The 17434-nt window shown below is 48.1% G+C and carries 15 protein-coding genes; 11 read left to right on the top strand and 4 right to left on the bottom strand.

What is annotated here, in order from left to right; all coding sequences use genetic code 11:
• Window positions 1–11: 11 nt before the first annotated feature.
• From EGC76_RS10560 to EGC76_RS10550, 3 genes are all read right to left on the bottom strand, one after another.
• A complete protein-coding gene (locus tag EGC76_RS10560) occupies window positions 12–1685 on the bottom strand; it encodes a dipeptidyl-peptidase 3 family protein (protein WP_128352972.1) in 1674 nt (557 codons plus the stop codon).
• Between the two features lie 2 nt (window positions 1686–1687).
• Window positions 1688–2581 carry a recombination-associated protein RdgC gene (gene rdgC / locus EGC76_RS10555; RefSeq protein WP_128352971.1) on the bottom strand — a complete coding sequence of 298 codons (894 nt, stop codon included), beginning with the start codon at window positions 2579–2581 and terminating at the stop codon, window positions 1688–1690.
• Window positions 2582–2642: 61 nt separating this feature from the next.
• Window positions 2643–4373, bottom strand: a complete 1731-nt coding sequence (locus EGC76_RS10550) for an ATP-binding protein (protein ID WP_128352970.1) — start codon at window positions 4371–4373, stop codon at window positions 2643–2645.
• Window positions 4374–4520: 147 nt separating this feature from the next.
• Here EGC76_RS10550 and EGC76_RS10545 point away from each other — a divergent pair, with 147 nt between their 5' ends.
• From EGC76_RS10545 to EGC76_RS10505, 9 genes are all read left to right on the top strand, one after another.
• Complete coding sequence (locus EGC76_RS10545; protein ID WP_128352969.1) at window positions 4521–5783, top strand: mechanosensitive ion channel family protein; 1263 nt, start codon at window positions 4521–4523, stop codon at window positions 5781–5783.
• An 81-nt stretch (window positions 5784–5864) separates the two neighbouring features.
• Complete coding sequence (locus EGC76_RS10540) at window positions 5865–6638, top strand: DUF3450 domain-containing protein (RefSeq protein WP_128352968.1); 774 nt, start codon at window positions 5865–5867, stop codon at window positions 6636–6638.
• Window positions 6639–6640: 2 nt separating this feature from the next.
• Window positions 6641–8008, top strand: coding sequence for a MotA/TolQ/ExbB proton channel family protein (locus EGC76_RS10535; RefSeq protein ID WP_181950961.1), 1368 nt, complete (start codon window positions 6641–6643; stop codon window positions 8006–8008).
• An 8-nt stretch (window positions 8009–8016) separates the two neighbouring features.
• A complete protein-coding gene (locus tag EGC76_RS10530) occupies window positions 8017–8562 on the top strand; it encodes a MotA/TolQ/ExbB proton channel family protein (RefSeq protein ID WP_425466322.1) in 546 nt (181 codons plus the stop codon).
• 12 nt (window positions 8563–8574) lie between these two features.
• The gene (locus EGC76_RS10525) at window positions 8575–8982 is read left to right on the top strand and encodes an ExbD/TolR family protein (RefSeq protein WP_128352965.1); all 408 of its coding nucleotides are present in this window, start codon (window positions 8575–8577) and stop codon (window positions 8980–8982) included.
• 2 nt (window positions 8983–8984) lie between these two features.
• Window positions 8985–9593, top strand: a complete 609-nt coding sequence (locus EGC76_RS10520) for an energy transducer TonB (protein ID WP_128352964.1) — start codon at window positions 8985–8987, stop codon at window positions 9591–9593.
• A gap of 12 nt (window positions 9594–9605) precedes the next feature.
• Window positions 9606–10874, top strand: a complete 1269-nt coding sequence (locus EGC76_RS10515) for a tetratricopeptide repeat protein (RefSeq protein ID WP_128352963.1) — start codon at window positions 9606–9608, stop codon at window positions 10872–10874.
• A 154-nt stretch (window positions 10875–11028) separates the two neighbouring features.
• Window positions 11029–11979 carry a porin gene (locus tag EGC76_RS10510; RefSeq protein ID WP_128352962.1) on the top strand — a complete coding sequence of 317 codons (951 nt, stop codon included), beginning with the start codon at window positions 11029–11031 and terminating at the stop codon, window positions 11977–11979.
• Window positions 11980–12020: 41 nt separating this feature from the next.
• Complete coding sequence (locus EGC76_RS10505; RefSeq protein WP_128352961.1) at window positions 12021–12950, top strand: AEC family transporter; 930 nt, start codon at window positions 12021–12023, stop codon at window positions 12948–12950.
• Here the strand turns inward: EGC76_RS10505 and xseA are convergent.
• On the bottom strand, window positions 12947–14284 hold the full coding sequence (gene xseA, locus EGC76_RS10500) for an exodeoxyribonuclease VII large subunit (protein ID WP_128352960.1): 1338 nt from the start codon (window positions 14282–14284) through the stop codon (window positions 12947–12949). The two genes, EGC76_RS10505 and xseA, sit on opposite strands and share 4 nt — an antisense overlap.
• A 98-nt stretch (window positions 14285–14382) precedes the next feature.
• Here xseA and guaB point away from each other — a divergent pair, with 98 nt between their 5' ends.
• Together guaB and guaA are read left to right on the top strand one after the other, a co-directional pair.
• On the top strand, window positions 14383–15852 hold the full coding sequence (gene guaB, locus EGC76_RS10495) for an IMP dehydrogenase (protein ID WP_128352959.1): 1470 nt from the start codon (window positions 14383–14385) through the stop codon (window positions 15850–15852).
• 6 nt (window positions 15853–15858) lie between these two features.
• Window positions 15859–17433 (top strand): glutamine-hydrolyzing GMP synthase, encoded by a 1575-nt coding sequence (gene guaA / locus EGC76_RS10490; protein ID WP_220445686.1) that lies wholly within the window; start codon window positions 15859–15861, stop codon window positions 17431–17433.
• The last annotated feature ends 1 nt before the right edge of the window (window position 17434 follow it).

The following is a 17434-nucleotide window of genomic DNA, read 5'->3' as shown; positions in this document are numbered from 1 at the left end:
CCTTTAAATGATTATAAACCCAACACGTCTTTGCCTTGACGGAAGGTTATATCAACTGGAATGTCGGCAGCTGACAGGCGATCAAGATCAGCTTGTAACTGCGGCCCAATATTCCCCATGGTATCAAATAACTCACCAACACCCGCGTAGTCACCGTCGCCCTGCAGGGTCAGAATTTTCTCTGACAGGCTATTCATCGCTTCGCGCATGGCATCCATGTTTACTGAATACTGGCCTTGTTCATTGCGTGAAAAGGCACCCGCTTGCTCAAAGTAGTTGAAGCGAATCATGTTGGCTTTGCCGTGTGCGCTGGAAGCTCCGAAACGCACTGAGCGGAAAATGCCCGCTAAGAACGTGGTGTAGTAATCTTCCAGTGTGCCTTCTTCAATCACCCCAGCTTCAAGCAATTGGGTGACCATGTACAAGCCCAAAATGTCAGCTTTGCCTTCTTCTAGCGCCGAGGCATGCTCTTTTAAGGCTTCACGCACGGTTCCTTCTTGGCCAATAAGGTTTTTAATGCCTAAACCATGTGCAACTTCATGAAACATGGTATTGGCAAAGAATGCGTCAAAGGTAATATGCTGGCGCTGGTCCGGCACAATCAGCTCGTTTGCGATAGGCACCAAGATGGCATCAAACTTTGCCTGCATCGCGTTTTTGAGTTGTAAACGGCGCGTGCCTTTTTGCAGTTGAACTTGCTCATCATTCGGCAAGTTAATCGCGATGGTTTTACTGCCTGCGTTGGAGTGGCCAGCATAGTAGACCACGTCGTAGGCATTCAACTGAGCACCCGAACCAGGCACTTCCGCTTTGTACTCGGCCGGTACCGGTAAGTTACGTTGCAGCTCAGGTAAATACTGTGCGTAAACGGCGAGTTTTTCACTCCAGGCCAAGTCTTTGATCAACACGTAAGACTCAAACCCTGCACGATAGCCATAGAGTTGGTCTTCGTAGCTTTCTATAGGGCCAATGACCACATCAATGGCGTTCTCGGTCATGTCCATCCATGCAAAGTCAGACGGCTGGTAGTTATTACTTAAAAAGGCATCCGCGCGCATGGTTAGATAATTTTTGAAGCCTTCATCTTCGGCGAATTCGGCAGCTTCGCGTAACAATGCGGCCGCGCGCTCTAATTCACTGCGGTAGGCTTCGTTATAGGGAATCGCATAGAGTTCACCTTGGTCGTTGCGACGAACCAACGTGTATAAATCTATTTTCCCTGGAAACTGTGCTTGTTCAAACTCAGCTTTGGTCATATCAGCAGGATAAAAATTTGCGCCTGCAGGCTTATCACCAAACCCCGTTAAAAACGGTTTATTGTTATCTAAGCGGTCCCAAGGGCCGTAGTTTATATCTGCAAATCGGCGCACTTGCTCATCATTGATGCGGCTCAACAAGCTATCTTTACTTGCGCCGTAGGCCTGATGCCAAAATAAGTTATCCATGATTTCGGAAGCTTCAATGAGTAGCTCCACAACATGCCGTTGGCGATCAGACAAGTGACTTAAGTCAGCTTTTAAATCAACGGGATAGTAAATGCCTAAGCGCGACTCAGCACCGGCAACTAACGTTGTTTCGGCAACCTCTGTGTTAGCCGGTTCGACCGGCGCTGGTTCTTTGCTGCAACCGACCAAAGCGAAGCTGATGGCCAGTGCTGTCATGGTGATGCGTAATGTGTTGTTCATTGTTATTCCTTAAATAAGCTAACTAAGTCTGGATACAACGCGCGAATTTCTCCGGCCAAGAGCGCAAAGTCAGCATCAATTTTTTGTTCCGGTGTCGCATCAACGAGCTTGTCCTGCTCGTCGATGAGCATGTCGGTTGGCTTGAAGCGTTTTATTGCAAGATCATGTTCAAGCACAAACGTCATTCGATCGTTCCAGTTTAGTCCTATTTTTATAGCTTGTTTACCATGTTCAAGGTGGGTATCTATCTCGGTACCTGTCAATGCATGTTTACGCACACGAACAATGCCGCCTTCATCGGCAGCGTCATGCAATTCAACTTCGTCACCAAAATCAAATGAACCTGGTGCTTTGCCGTCTTTCAGCCACTGAGTGAAGTAAAGCTCACTTGGGTTTTCGCTAAACAGGGGTTTCACCGGTAACGAGCCGAAGCTGCCGCGTAATAAGCCCAGAAAATCTTCAGCGCGGTTAGCTGCTGACGCATCAACCACAACAATACCTAACTCAGTGTCAAGCATGCCCCAGGTTAAACGAAAGCGCGTAAAGGCTTGTGGCAGCAAACGATGAATAATGTCTTCTTTCATGTTTTGCTTTTCTTTGCTCGGTACTTTACGACCTTGCTCACTTTCGATTTGAGCAACGGCCTCATCAAGTTCTGCAGTCACCACCGCAGCAGGCAATACTTTTTCTTCTTTGCGGGCGCAAAATAAATAACTGCTGCCAAGCTGGTGTGAAAGCACCTCGCTATTTTGACCAAAAGGTGAGCTCCAGCCGAAAGTTGCGAGTTCTTGGCGTCCGCACGGACGAAATGCATGCTCTTCGAGGCGCTGTTCAATATTTTCTGGTAATGCAAAGTCTTCTGCGAGCGTGTAAATACGCAAGTTCTTAAACCACATGTTTGTTCCTTGAATCAATCAATGCGACATGTATCCGTTACGTTCATTACCTTGTTTAAAATTAGATAAACGTAACTGACAGTGTCATTCGATAGGTTAAGCCGTGTCCGGGCTTGCTCTGTGCTTCAATCGTGCCATTTAGTGTTTGGGTAACTAGGTTGCGAATAATATGCGTACCCAAGCCACTGCCACCTTGTTGCACTTTGGTGGTGAAGAAAGGGTCAAACAGCTGATCAAGCTGCTGCTGCTCTAGACCCTTTCCGTTGTCGTTATACGTAATTTCAAGCTTGTCATCGATTCGCTTAATGGCGATATCTATTTCGCCATCTTGCTTATTTTCGAAGCCATGAATCAATGAGTTTATGATTAAATTTGTGAAAATCTGGGCAAATGCCCCAGCTGGGCAACGCACGTTAATGTCATCGGCACAGTCAACGTGAATATTTGGCTTAAACGGCTTAAAGCGTGGGTTAAGGGTTTGGATAACGCCTTGCACATATTGCTTCATATTAATGTCGCGTATGGCTTCCGAGGTCTGATCAACAGCGACTTGCTTGAAGCTACTAATTAAATCGGATGCGCGTGCTAAATTACTTTCAAGCAAGTCGAGCGACTCTTTACTCAGGGCAAACACTTTTTTCAGCTGGGCCTGGGTCAGCTCTTTATTACCAAGCGCGCGCTCTGCCTCGGCGAGCTGATCGCGAATGTAGGTTGCGGCTGTTACTGAAATGCCTATCGGTGTATTTACATCGTGCGTAATACCCGCCACAAGACCGCCCAGCGAAGCCATTTTCTCAGATTCAATCAATTGATCTTGGGCGCGTTCAAGCGCACTTAATGATTCTTGCAAACGACTATTAATTTCACGCAAATCGGTTTCAATAACGCGGCGTTGGCGAATTTCGTTTTCCAATGATTCCTGACGCAATTCAAGGTCGTTCTTCTGGCGCTCAAGATCAACCAGAACCCGACTCAAGTTACTGGTTTTACGGGCAACTTCTTGCTCCAGAATGCCGTTTTGTTCATCCAGTTTGCGATTGGCATGCAGCAGTTGTTTTTGCGTGCGGTCAAGGTCGTCTTGGTAATCTTTCAGGCTATCGACCAGCTGGTTATAAGCTTGTTCAAGCAGCAAGAATTCAGTGTTGCGTAAGTTGCGTAAATGCAACTTAGAGTGGTCAAGGTCATCGAGACGGAAGTTTTTAATCTGCCCAATCATGTCGCGCATCGGGCGGTTCAGCATGCGATGAAAGGCAAAACTAAAGAGCATGATGAGAAATGTACTTTTGATAATGGCGGAGCCAATGATGAAGTATAAGCTTACTTTAATCCGCTCAATGGCAATGTCTCGGGTGGTGTAGAGCGTTACATCGCCAACTTGGGTGGAGTCGCCTGAGAACTCAAAAACTAACTTTGCGTAGTAACCGAACACACCCTCGCGTTCCGGCAATTCATAACTGTCAGCCGAGATAATTGGGAATGCGCGAAGCGGCGGGGTGCGGCCAAGTTGACTAACAATCCGACCGGTATCATCGCGAATAACCAAGCCAGCAATGGCGGGAATATTGATAAGCCCGTCGGCGATTGCATCAATTTGCGGCGTGTTATATTCCCACAACGAGCGGGCAAGCGAGTGGCTGAACGTGCTTTGTTGGTTGTTTAATTCCTGCACCAACATGTTTTTGGTGTCGTAGTATTCACCCACAACCTGCACGGACGTAACGATCAGTGTCAGTACAAAGTACACTGAGAGTACATTCGTCAAAAGGGATTTTGAAATACTCGACGTTGCCATGTGAGGTCCTATAAAACTTTCACACAAGGTACTGGAATTTAGCTAGATTCGCAATATATCAAGCATTGCGAAAACGACCCGCTTCAGCTATGTTAGGGGAAGTTTAAAACCCTTCGCCAATACGGTGTCGCACAGAGATAAAACCGCATGCAAGAGCAATTTCAGCAGTGGCAACAATGGCTTTCAGAGCACCCTGATACGGACACTATCGTCAAACTCGTCCTGTTACTGGCTGGTGCCTGGCTCGCAAATTTCATTGTCAAAAAAGTGCTGATGCGCGGTGCCATGACCGCACTTTCGTACACGCCAGCCGGAAAAGATCGTCAGTTATTTGAGCGCAATATCATTGCGCGATTGGCCAATGTCGTTCCTGCTCTGGTTATTTCCTACGGGATTAGCGCGGTACCGGGGTTGCAAGAGGAAGTTGCGATAGTTGTCACCAATGTGTGCAATGCCTTTGTGGTGCTCACCATAGGGCGCGCGCTTAGCGGCATACTTACCGTGGTGAATACAGTTTATGAACGGCAGCCCGACGCACATGAAAAACCCATCAAAGGGTATATTCAGGTGGTCAAAATTGGTATCTACGCCGTTGTCACCATCCTTATTGTTGCAGCATTGATTGACCGCTCACCCATCATACTTTTATCTGGCCTCGGTGCGATGGCCGCGGTACTGATGTTGGTGTTTCAAGATACGCTATTATCATTGGTTGCCAGTGTTCAAATTACCTCGAATGACATTATTCGTGTGGGCGACTGGGTAGAAATGCCTAATTTAAGTGTTGATGGTGATGTGATTGATATTGCACTGCATACCGTAAAAGTGCAGAACTGGGACAAAACCATATCAACCATACCAACCAAGCGTTTTATCTCTGACCCGTTTAAAAACTGGCGGGGCATGCAAGAGTCGGGCGGTCGGCGCATTAAGCGCAACTTGATGCTTGATCAAAACAGCGTACATTTTTTGTCAGAAGATGAGCGCGACAAGCTGCACCGTTTTCGTTTGTTGAGAGATTATTTGAGTACCAAGCAACAAGAAATTGATGACTGGAACCAACAGCTGAAAGATGAAGGCAAAGAGCCGGTTAATACGCGTCGTATAAGCAATTTGGGAACCTTCCGCGCGTATGTGCTGCAGTACCTAAAAAATCATCCACGGGTGCATCAGAAAATGACCTTAATGGTGCGTCATTTGAATCCAACCGCCGATGGTTTGCCACTTGAGATATATTGTTTTACCGCCACCACTGAATGGGTGGCGTACGAGGGCATCCAGTCGGATATTTTCGATCACTTGATTTCAATCCTGCCCGAGTTTGGCTTGCGTGTGTTCCAGCACCCTAGCGGGGTGGATATGCGCGAGATGGTCACACAAATCAAACAAAACCGTCATATTGACACATAACTGACACAATAGAGTCACCAAGCTGTCACATAACTGCAGTATCGTGCGCATCATCACTCATTAGATGCGCAGGGTATTGTTATGAAGCATTCCTTTATTTCCTCGGTCGCGGCACTGGCGTTGCTAAGCGCACCGCTTGCCGCTCAAGAACATTCGCTTGAGCCGGTTGTTGATGCGGCCAACAAAATTAATGCAGCGGCGAAATCGTCACAACTTACTGTTGAAAAAATTGCAGACTCTACCCAAGAGAGAATCCAGCAATATAAGCAAATAACACGTCAAATTCAGGGGCTGGAAGTTTATACCCAGCAACTGCAAAAACAACTTAACGCCCAAGCCACCGAAAAAAACGAACTCAATACATCGATTGATGAAGTGAGCGTGGTTGAGCGTCAAATTACCCCATTAATGTTGCGCATGATTGATAGTCTGGCGAAGTTTGTTGAGCTTGACGTGCCATTCTTGCCAGAAGAACGCGCTGAGCGCGTCGCTGGCCTACGTGACTTGATGGACCGCGCCGATGTTGATGTTTCAGAGAAATTTCGCCGCGTTATGGAAGCCTTTCAAATTGAAGCTGATTACGGCCGTAATATCGAAGCCTATAACGGTGAAATGACTGTTGACGGTCAGCAACAAGATGTCGAGTTCTTGCGCATGGGCCGCACGGTACTTGTTTATAAAACCCGCGACGGCAATCAAATGGGTGTTTGGAATCAACAACAAGGCGATTGGCAGCCTTTAGATTCCAGCTATGCCAGCAATGTGCAAGAAGCACTGCGCGTTGCGCGTAAACAGCTTGCACCTGACCTTCTGATGCTTCCCGTTTTTACTAACACCACCGGCGCTGGAGAATAACCATGCTAAAACAATTGTTCACCACCACTTTAGCAGCAGCCGCAATGGTACTTTCAGCAAGCACCGCTGCCGCGCCGCAAGACCCAATAAATTTGGACCAGTTGTTACAACAGTTGCAACAAGGTCAGTTTGCACAGTCTGAAGAGAACCAACAGCGTGAAGCACGCTTTCGCGCAGAAGCCAATGAGCAGGCGCGCATCTTGCGTGAAGCCATTGCTGAACGTGATCGTTTGGAACAACTCAGCGAAACGCTAGAAACCAATTTTGAAAAGAACGAGATCGAACTTGCCGGGCTTACCGACACATTAACCCAACGCATGGGTTCACTACGTGAGCTATTCGGTGTATTGCAACAAGTTGCGGGCGACACCAGCAGTAAGCTGCAATCTTCGTTTGTGTCAGTTGAATTTCCTGGTCGCAGTGAGCAGTTGAGCGATTTGGCCCAGAAAATGGGCAGCAGCTCGAAGTTAGCATCGATAGAAGAAATTGAATCAGTGTGGTTAGCACTTCTGCAAGAAATGACCGAGTCTGGCAAAGTCAGCCAGTTCGACACGCAAGTGACACTTGCTAACGGTGAAAAGGTGCAGAAACCGGTAACCCGTGTGGGCACCTTTAATATGGTCGCGGATGGCCGTTATTTAGAGCTTGTACCAGGCACCGATACCGTGGCGGAGTTAATTCGTCAGCCATCGGGCCGCTACCTTGACACCATTGGTGCCCTTGAGTCGGCAGACAACAATCCGGTTAAGTTTGCGATGGACCCAACGGGCGGCTCAATTCTTGGCCTTTTGGTGCAAGCACCAGATCTTGGCGAACGCATCGACCAAGGTGGCACGGTTGGTTACATCATTCTGGCCTTGGGCGCTATCGGCTTACTGATTGCATTAGAGCGTTTTGTCACCCTGATTCTGATGGGCGGCAAAGTGAAACGCCAGATGAAGAAAGTAGAGCCAGCCAATGATAACCCGCTCGGTCGTGTTATGGCGGTACAAAGTAAATACCCTGATGTTGATACGGAAACGCTGGAGTTGAAACTCAGCGAGGCGATTTTGCGTGAAATTCCGAAAATTACGCGCAACTTAACCTTTATTAAGATTATTTCAGTGGTCGCGCCGCTAATGGGCTTACTCGGTACCGTAACCGGTATGATTAATACCTTCCAAGCAATTACCTTGTTTGGCACCGGCGACCCGAAATTGATGGCTGGTGGTATTTCACAAGCGCTCGTAACAACCGTATTGGGTCTGGTCGTTGCCATTCCAATGACGTTGTTATTCGCCACCTTGAACACGCGCAGCCGTAACATCGTGCACATACTGCAAGAACAAGCGTCTGGCATTATTGCGGAGCGCTCTGAGCGGAGTCATTAATCATGTTTCTGCTTGAGTTCACCAACGCAATTCAAGACTTCATCGAAACCGGCGGCAACGTGCTGCTGGTTATCGGTGTACTCATTTTTGTCATGTGGTTAATGATTCTCGAGCGTATTTTCTATTACTTACGTGGCCATAGAGAAACCACAAAAGCAGCGATGCAGTCATGGAAAAACCGTGCGGATAAGTCATCGTGGCAGGCTGAACAAATTCGCGAGGCCATGATTTCACGGGTCTCGTTAGCTTTAGGTGGCAACTTACCTATTTTGCAGGCAATGGTCGCATTGTGCCCATTGCTCGGCTTAATGGGCACCGTAACCGGCATGATTGAAGTTTTTGATGTCATGGCCGTGGCTGGAACGGGCAATGCACGTTCGATGGCAGCCGGCGTTTCCAAAGCCACCATTCCAACCATGGCAGGAATGGTTGGTGCGCTGTCAGGCGTATTTGCCACCACTTGGCTACAACGTACGGCAAAGCGCGAGCGGCTCAAACTTGAAGACCGCTTGCTGCTAGACCATTCAAATCAACAGACGACTGAACACTCATAGAGGTAGCGCGCAATGAAACAGCATTTTGCAAATTTGATTGATGAAGAAGAAGCGCAAATTGATATGACGCCGATGCTCGATGTGGTGTTCATCATGTTGATCTTCTTTATTGTTACCGCGTCTTTTGTCAAAGAGTCAGGCATTGACGTGAACCGTCCAGAAGCTGCTACTGCGGTGCAAAAGGATCGCGCCAATATTCTTGTTGCGATTAGCGACAGTGGTGAAATTTGGATTAACAAACGTCAAGTGGATGCACGCGCCGTGCAAGCCAACATTGAGCGCCTGTACGCGGAAAATCCGCAAGGTTCAGTGGTTATTCAGGCTGATAAAAAAGCCACCACTGAAACCCTGATCAAGGTGATGGACGCTGCCCGTGCTGCGGGTGTATTTGATGTCTCGATTGCAACCCAAGAAGACTAGTTATGAAACGTTTTTTAGCTGCTTTAGTTGTTGCTTTCGCTGTTACCGCCGGGCTGTTTTATTTAATGCAGTCATTAATAGCCGGTGGCGAAGGTGCAATGTCGGAACCACCCAAAGGCAGTGTGCTGGACTTTGTCCGTGTGAAGCCTGAAGAAGTGGTACAGGAAAAAGAACGCAAGCCGCAGCGCCCGCCTGAGCCGGAGCAACCGCCACCGGATATGCCGCAACCGCAAATGCAAAATGATGTGGCGGAAAGTGATGGCGCTGGCTTAGATTTCTCCACCGATGTTCAAGCGGATACAAGCTTGTCAGGCGGTGTTGGGCTCGATACCAGTGATGGCGAGTATCTGCCGATTGTAAAAGTTCAGGCCGTGTACCCGCGGCGCGCACTTCAGCGCGGCATTGAAGGGTATGTGGTGGTGGAATTTACAGTGACCAAGCAAGGCACGGTGCGCGACCCTTATGTGGTTGAGGCGCAACCTGAAAGCATTTTTGATCAGGCAGCGATGGATGCGGTTTTGAAATTTAAATATAAACCCCGCGTGGTTAACGGCGAACCTGTTGAAGTGCAGGGTGTTCAGAATCGCCTCACATTCGCGATAGATGGTTAGAGGAGATAGGTCATGCGTTATTTACTATGGGTTATCGTTATATTGTCGGTGCTTGCTAACGCCAGTGCCATTGCGCAAGAACGCAAAAAAACACCGGCCTTACGCGAGCAAGTGTATAGCCAGCTAGCCCGCGCGCAGCAGTTAGCTGATGAAGGCGATGTGCAAGCCGGCTTGCAGGCGTTAAACAATGTTGAAAGTAAGCTCAGTAGCATGAACAGCTACGAACGCGCCATGCTCTGGAATTTCTACGGTTACATGTATTACGGTCAGGATGACATCGCCAAAGCAATTAGCTACTTCGATAAAGTGACCAAAGAAGAAGCGATTCCTGAATCGCTGGAACAAAACACCTTATTTAGCCTTGCGCAACTTGCTTTGGGCCAAGGCGATTATGCCAAAACGTTGGCGTATTTAGACCAATGGGAACAGTTGGTTGGTGCAGATCAAAAGCAAAAAGCTTATGTGCTGAAGGCGCAAGCCTTGTATCAGAAAGGCGATTATCAGCAAGCCTTGAAACCAATCTCAACTGCAATTAATGCTGTTGAAGCGAAACAGCAAGTGCCAGAAGAAAACTGGTTGGTGCTGCAACGCGCTGTATTTTTTGAACTGGAACAAACTGACAATGTCGCCAAAGTGCTCGAAAAAATGGTGCGGTATTACAATAAGCCTGAATACTGGGTGCAGTTAGCGGGTGTGTATGGTCAGTTAGGTCAGGAAGAAAAACAGTTAGCGATGTTAGAAACTGCATTTCAACAGGGCTTTTTAACCAAAGGGCAAGACCTGCTGAACTTAGCCCAAACCTACTTTTTTAGTGATGTGCCTTTTAAAGCAGGGCAAGTTCTTGAACAAGGTTTAGAAACAGGTGCAATTGAACGCAGCTTGCGCAACTTAAAGTTACTTGCTCAGGCGTGGGTTGCTGCGCGTGAAACCGACAAAGCGAACGCAGCATTGCAAGCGGCGGCCGAGTTGAGTGACAACGGTCAGCTCGATGCGCAGCGTGCAACATTGATGCTCAATGCTGAGCGCAACCAAGAAGCAATTGCTGCAGCTGAACAAGCTCTGCGTAAAGGTAACTTGGAGCAACCGGGTTCAATGCATTTAGTCATAGGTATGGCTGAACTGAATTTGGAAAATTTCAATGCGGCTCTGAAAGCCTTTGCAGAAGCGAAAAAATTTGATGATTCGCGCCAATCTGCAGCGCAATGGGAACGTTACGCGCAAGCCGAGCAGAAACAACAAGATAGCTTAAATGAGCTGAAGGCTGACATAAAAAAATCATAGAAGTGAAATGTAAACGACATGTAAACGACATATAAATGCCAAAAAACTGACACATAGTCATGAAACTGTAATATTTCTGACATAACATACCGCCAATATTACGAGGGTGTGGTATATATCCACTTGTGTTCTCCGAAAATTGGGCTGCTATGTTATGAAAAACAAATTATTCCTTACCTCAGCAGTTGCGGCGGCAGTAGCAGTACTTACTCAACCTGCGTTCGCCGAAGAGAAGCCATTAGCTTGGGACATTTACGGTAAAATAAATGTTTCTTTGCAAAGTAACGATCTTGATGACGGAAACGGTTCGCAAACCGATATGGTATCGAACGCTTCACGTTTCGGAATTCAAGGTGGCACGCAGTTAAATGATGATCTTGAAGTTATTTATAAGCTTGAATGGCAAGTGGATGTAGCCGATTTGGGCGGGTCAGACAATTTAAAATCGCGCAATCAATATATAGGTTTGAAGGGCAATTTTGGTGAAGTCACCATTGGCCGCCGCGATACCGTGTTGAAAACAATTCAAGGCGATATTGACTTATTCAGCGACTATGAAGGCGACATTAAAGCCATTTTTGAAGGTGAAAACCGCTTAAGCAGCAGCGTAAGCTACTATTCACCAGCGTTTAACCATGTGCGTTTCGCAGTAAGCTATATTGCTAGCGATGATCCATTGGTTGATGATGGCATCTCTACTGGCGTGAGTTACGGCGATGAAGGTCTTGACGACACACGCTTTTACGTTGGTGCCGCTATTGACCGTGAAGTTGACGGTTACGATATTGAGCGTTTAGTCGGTTACACCAAGGTTTCTGAAGCAGTTGTCGGCTTAATGTGGCAACAACAGGAACAAGTAGACGGTACTGCTGAAGCCGATGGTTATGTTGCGAGTATTAAATATCCGTATCAAAACTTTACCTTCAAAGCGCAGTATCAAATGATGGATTTCAGTGTTGATGGCGAACAAACATCATTGGCTGCAGGCGTCGACTATAAACTGGGTAAAAACACCAAAGTTTATAGCTGGTATACGGGTCGTGATCTAGAAAGCATCGACGTGAATCAGAGTTATCTTGCGATTGGTATCGAACATAAGTTTTAAGCAAGGTACACTATTGCCATCTTTCTTAACGAACGCGATTGATGGCAAACTTCATCTTTATTGCTGGCTACGTTGTTATCGGCTTATTGCTGCAACGTAGTCGGCAATTTCCACAAAACACGGGGCAAATTCTTAATGCCTACGTGATCTACGTTGCACTGCCGGCCGTGGTGCTGCAAAAAATACCCAGCCTGACATTTGGCAAAGAGCTGTTGTATCCGGCGTTAATGCCTTGGTTGCTGCTGTTATTGACGGTTCCGGTCATACTGGCTCTGGCAAAGTGGCTGAATTGGTCACGCTTAACCACCGGTGCAATGTTGATTGTGGTGCCGCTTGGCAACACATCGTTTGTCGGTTTCCCGATGATTGAGGCCTTTTTCGGTACTGAAGGCATCCCTTATGCGTTGCTTTACGACCAACTGGGCTCGTTCTTCATCTTATCGATTTACGCAACCATCGTTGCCGCTATTTACAGCCATGAACCGGGCACCAGTGCACAACGCCCAAGTGCCGGTGCTATTGCCTGGCGCATAGCCAAGTTCCCGCCTTTTGTGGCATTGGTTATCGCTTTTGCGGCGCGTGGCTTTAATTACCCTGAAGTTTTAAGTCAGTTTATTGATTCGCTGGCAATCACGTTGGTACCCGTCATCATGGTCGCGGTGGGCTTTCAGCTGAAATTCCGTCTGCCGCAAGAAGATCGTGCACCGCTATATTGGGCTCTAGGGCTAAAGTTAGTTGCCACGCCATTGGTTGCATTGGCTGTGCTCTACGGTTTTGGGTTGGAACAGCTGGCCGTGCAGGTGACAATTATGGAAGCAGCAATGCCAGCCATGATTTCGGCTGGCGCGTTAGCAATTATGGCGGGGCTGGCGCCGACATTATCCGCCGCTATTGTGGGTTACGGCGTAATTTTATGTTTTGTCACCTTGCCACTTTGGTATGCGCTAATTCAGTTTCTAGTAACTATTTAAGTGCTTTCGTTGCCAGTTTTCGTGGCGGTAAAATCACCCTGCGCAACTTTCACCTGAAAGGCTTCACCTGCTGCTAACTGTTCTGGGCTACGCACCACGCTGCCATCCGCTTTTCGCACCACGGCGTAACCACGATCAATGGTTTGCAAGGGGCTAACCATATGCAATGCTTGGGTAATCCCTTGATAGTGCTGGCGCTGTTGTTTAACAAGTTGCTGCATCGCCAACTGTAATCTCTGCTGAAGTTGCTGTTGCTGTTGTTTCAATGGGGCAATGCGTCGCTCTGGATGCACGGTTTGCAGGCGGTTCTGAATCTGCAGTTGATTACGTTGTTGCTGTGACACGAGACGTTGTACTGCGCTGCCCGCACGCAAAGACAACTCATCAAGGCGTTGATTGTTTTGCTGCAGTTGTCGCTGCGGATCGCGTTGTTGCAGGCGCTGCACCAAGTAATTTGCTTGTTGCTGCCATTGCCGGAGTTGGCGCTGCCACGCCTGCTCAATACGGTGGCTTAAGTGAGTTACCCGTTGCAAGTTTTCGCGCTGATCACGGCTGACTAACTCTGCAGCGGCTGACGGGGTTGGGGCGCGCACATCAGCAACGAAGTCACAAATGGTAAAATCAACTTCATGACCCACCGCAGAAATGGTTGGAATAGGGCAGCTGTGCAGTGCATACGCCAACTGCTCGTCGTTAAAACACCAGAGATCTTCCAGTGAGCCGCCACCGCGCGCCATAATCAATACATCAACTTCATTACGCGATATCGCACGCTGCAGCATATTTAATAGTTCACCAGTGGCCGCTTGGCCTTGCACTGAGCTCGGGTAAATAATGACCTCAATACTTGGGTCACGGCGATTCAACACCGCTAAAATATCGCGCACCGCCGCACCCGTAGGCGACGTAATGACGCCAACTTTCTTGATTGATTCGGGCAGCGCTTGTTTTTGCTCGGCATCGAACAAACCTTCGGCCTGCAGTTTCGCTTTAAGTTGTTCGTACTTTTGCTGCAACAAGCCAGCACCGGCATCTTCCATATGCTCAATGATAAGTTGGTAATCGCCCCGCGGCTCATACACCGTTAATTTGGCGCGAACCAGTACCTGCATGCCATGTTGCGGGCGAAATTTGACGCGTTGATTAGTATTTCTGAACATCGCTGCACGAATCTGCGCGCGCTCGTCTTTTAGGGTAAAATACCAATGACCGGAGCCTGGTGCGGCGAAGTTTGAGATTTCGCCAACCAGCCAAATTGAACCGAAGCCTTGCTCAAGCACCTGCCGCACCTCGGTATTTAAGCTATGAACAGTAAATATGTGCGGTTGCTGCATGTGAAAACCTCGGTAAGAATTGAAAAAATCAGTTTACTGAAAAGCGGTTTGCGAGTAAAATCTGCTCGCAACATTAAGTCAGCCAGTGAGATGTTGCCATGCTACGAATTGCTCAAGAAGCCCTTACCTTTGACGACGTTTTGCTCGTCCCTGGACATTCAACTGTATTACCCCATACAGCCGACCTACGCACGCGGTTAACGCGCTCAATTGAACTCAATATTCCGATGGTTTCCGCCGCAATGGACACCGTTACCGAGGCAGCGCTTGCTATCGCTTTAGCGCAAGAAGGCGGCTTAGGCTTCGTGCATAAGAATATGACAATTGCAGAGCAAGCTGCGCACGTACGCAAAGTGAAGAAGTACGAAAGCGGCGTGGTTTCTGATCCTATCACAGTTAGCCCAGATACATCGCTTGGAGAAATTCGCGCGCTAGCGGTTGAGCATGGTTTCCACGGTTTCCCAGTGGTTGAAAAGTCAGGCGAACTGGTTGGCATTATTACCGGTCGCGATACCCGTGCAGAGCGTGACGATAATCGTCTGGTAAGCTCAATCATGACGCAAAAAGATAAGCTCATCACGGTAAAAGAAAATGCCGATAGCGAAGAAATTCTGAATCTGATGCATCAACATCGCATTGAAAAAATTCTCGTTGTCGATGAAGCGTTCCACTTGCGCGGCATGATCACCCTAAAAGACTTCACTAAAGCAGAAAATAAACCCAACGCCTGTAAAGACGAGCTAGGTCGCTTGCGCGTGGGCGCCGCTGTAGGTGTAGGCCCAGGCACTGACGAGCGTATTGAAGCGCTAGTTGAAGCTGGCGTTGATGTGTTGTTAATTGATACCTCGCATGGTCATTCACAAGGCGTTATTGACCGTGTTGTGTGGGCGCGTAAAACCTACCCTGATTTACAGATTATTGCCGGCAACGTTGCGACAGGCGCTGGCGCAAAAGCACTGGCCGATGCCGGTGTTGATGCCGTTAAAGTTGGTATTGGCCCAGGTTCAATTTGTACCACGCGTATTGTTACCGGTTGTGGCGTGCCACAAATCACAGCGATTAGTGATGCGGTTGACGCATTGAAGGGCACCAATATTCCGGTAATCGCTGACGGCGGTATTCGTTTTTCAGGCGACATCGCCAAGGCGATAGCCGCTGGCGCTGACTGCGTAATGGTTGGCAGCATGCTTGCTGGTACCGAAGAATCACCAGGCGAAGTAGAACTCTACCAAGGCCGCTACTACAAATCGTATCGCGGTATGGGCAGCATTGGCGCAATGAATCAACGCCATGGCTCATCAGACCGTTATTTCCAAGCCAGCAACGAAGCTGAAAAACTAGTGCCTGAAGGCATTGAAGGTCGCGTTGCCTACAAAGGGCCAATTGCCACCATTATTCACCAGCAGATGGGTGGTTTGCGTTCGGCAATGGGCTTAACAGGTTCTGCGAATATGAAAGAAATGCGCACCAAGCCACAGTTTGTGAAAGTTACTGCAGCGGGCATGGGTGAATCACACGTTCACGATGTGCAAATTACCAAAGAAGCACCAAACTACCGGATGGGTTAAGTAATCATGCAAGATATTCATGCACATCGAATTTTAATTTTAGACTTCGGTTCGCAATACACTCAGCTGATAGCACGCCGCGTTCGCGAATTGGGCGTTTATTGTGAATTGTGGGCGTGGGATGTTAGTGACGAAGACATCAAAAACTTCAACCCAAATGGCATTATTTTGTCGGGCGGTCCGGAATCTGTTACCGCGGAAAATTCACCGCGCGCACCGCAGTATGTATTTGAGGCGGGCGTACCAGTATTTGGTATTTGTTACGGCATGCAAACCATGGCCGCGCAACTTGGCGGTAAAGTTCAAGGTTCGCTAGAGCGTGAGTTTGGTTATGCACAGGTTGAGCGCACTGCGCCATGCCCGTTGTTCCACCACATTGAAGACAGCGTGCACGAAAACGGCAATCCGCAACTTGACGTTTGGATGAGCCATGGCGATAAAGTCATTGAAGCACCTGAAGGTTTTGACATTGTTGCACAAACGCCAACCTGCCCAATTGCAGCAATGGCTGATGATAAGCGTGATTTTTATGGCGTGCAGTTCCACCCAGAAGTAACGCATACCCGTCAAGGCATGCGTATGCTTGAGCACTTCGTGGTTGAAATATGTGAATGCGAACGCAATTGGACACCCGCACACATTATTGATGATGCAGTGGCGCGAATTCGCGAACAAGTTGGCAGCGAAAAGGTCGTGCTTGGTTTATCCGGCGGCGTTGATAGCTCAGTAACCGCAATGTTATTGCATCGCGCAATTGGTGATCAGCTAACGTGCGTATTTGTCGACAATGGCTTGTTGCGTTGGCAAGAAGCTGAGCAAGTAATGGAAATGTTTGGTGACCATTACGGATTAAACATAGTACACGTTGATGCCGAGGATCGTTTTCTTGATGCGCTTGCTGGCGAGCAGGACCCAGAAGCAAAACGTAAGATTATCGGCGGCGTATTTATTGATATCTTTGACGAACAAGCAAGCCGCATTAAAGATGTTTCATTTTTAGCCCAAGGCACCATTTATCCGGATGTAATTGAATCTGCCGGGTCTAAAACTGGCAAAGCACATGTGATTAAGTCGCACCACAATGTTGGTGGCCTGCCAGCAGACATGAAACTTAAGCTGGTTGAGCCGTTGCGCGAACTGTTTAAAGACGAAGTACGCAAAATTGGCTTAGAACTTGGTCTACCGTACGAAATGCTATATCGCCATCCGTTCCCTGGCCCAGGCTTAGGTGTTCGGGTGCTGGCCGAAGTTAAGAAAGAATATTGCGACCTGCTGCGCCGCGCCGATCATATCTTCATCACTGAACTGCGTAATGCTGGCATTTACCACGATGTGAATCAGGCGTTCGCGGTGTTCCTACCGGTTCGTTCGGTTGGTGTAATGGGTGATGCCCGTAAATACGATTGGGTTATCGCGTTACGTGCAGTAGAAACCATAGATTTCATGACCGCGCGTTGGGCTCATTTACCTTATGAGTTACTCGAAAAAGTGTCGAACCGCATCATTAATGAAATCGATGGTATTTCGCGCGTGGTTTACGATATATCCGGTAAACCACCTGCAACGATAGAGTGGGAATAGC

Source organism: Pseudidiomarina gelatinasegens, assembly GCF_004025325.1.
Lineage (GTDB): Bacteria > Pseudomonadota > Gammaproteobacteria > Enterobacterales > Alteromonadaceae > Pseudidiomarina > Pseudidiomarina gelatinasegens.
The sequence above is the reverse complement of the archived record's forward strand: the minus strand, read 5'-3'. Positions and strand labels throughout refer to the sequence as shown.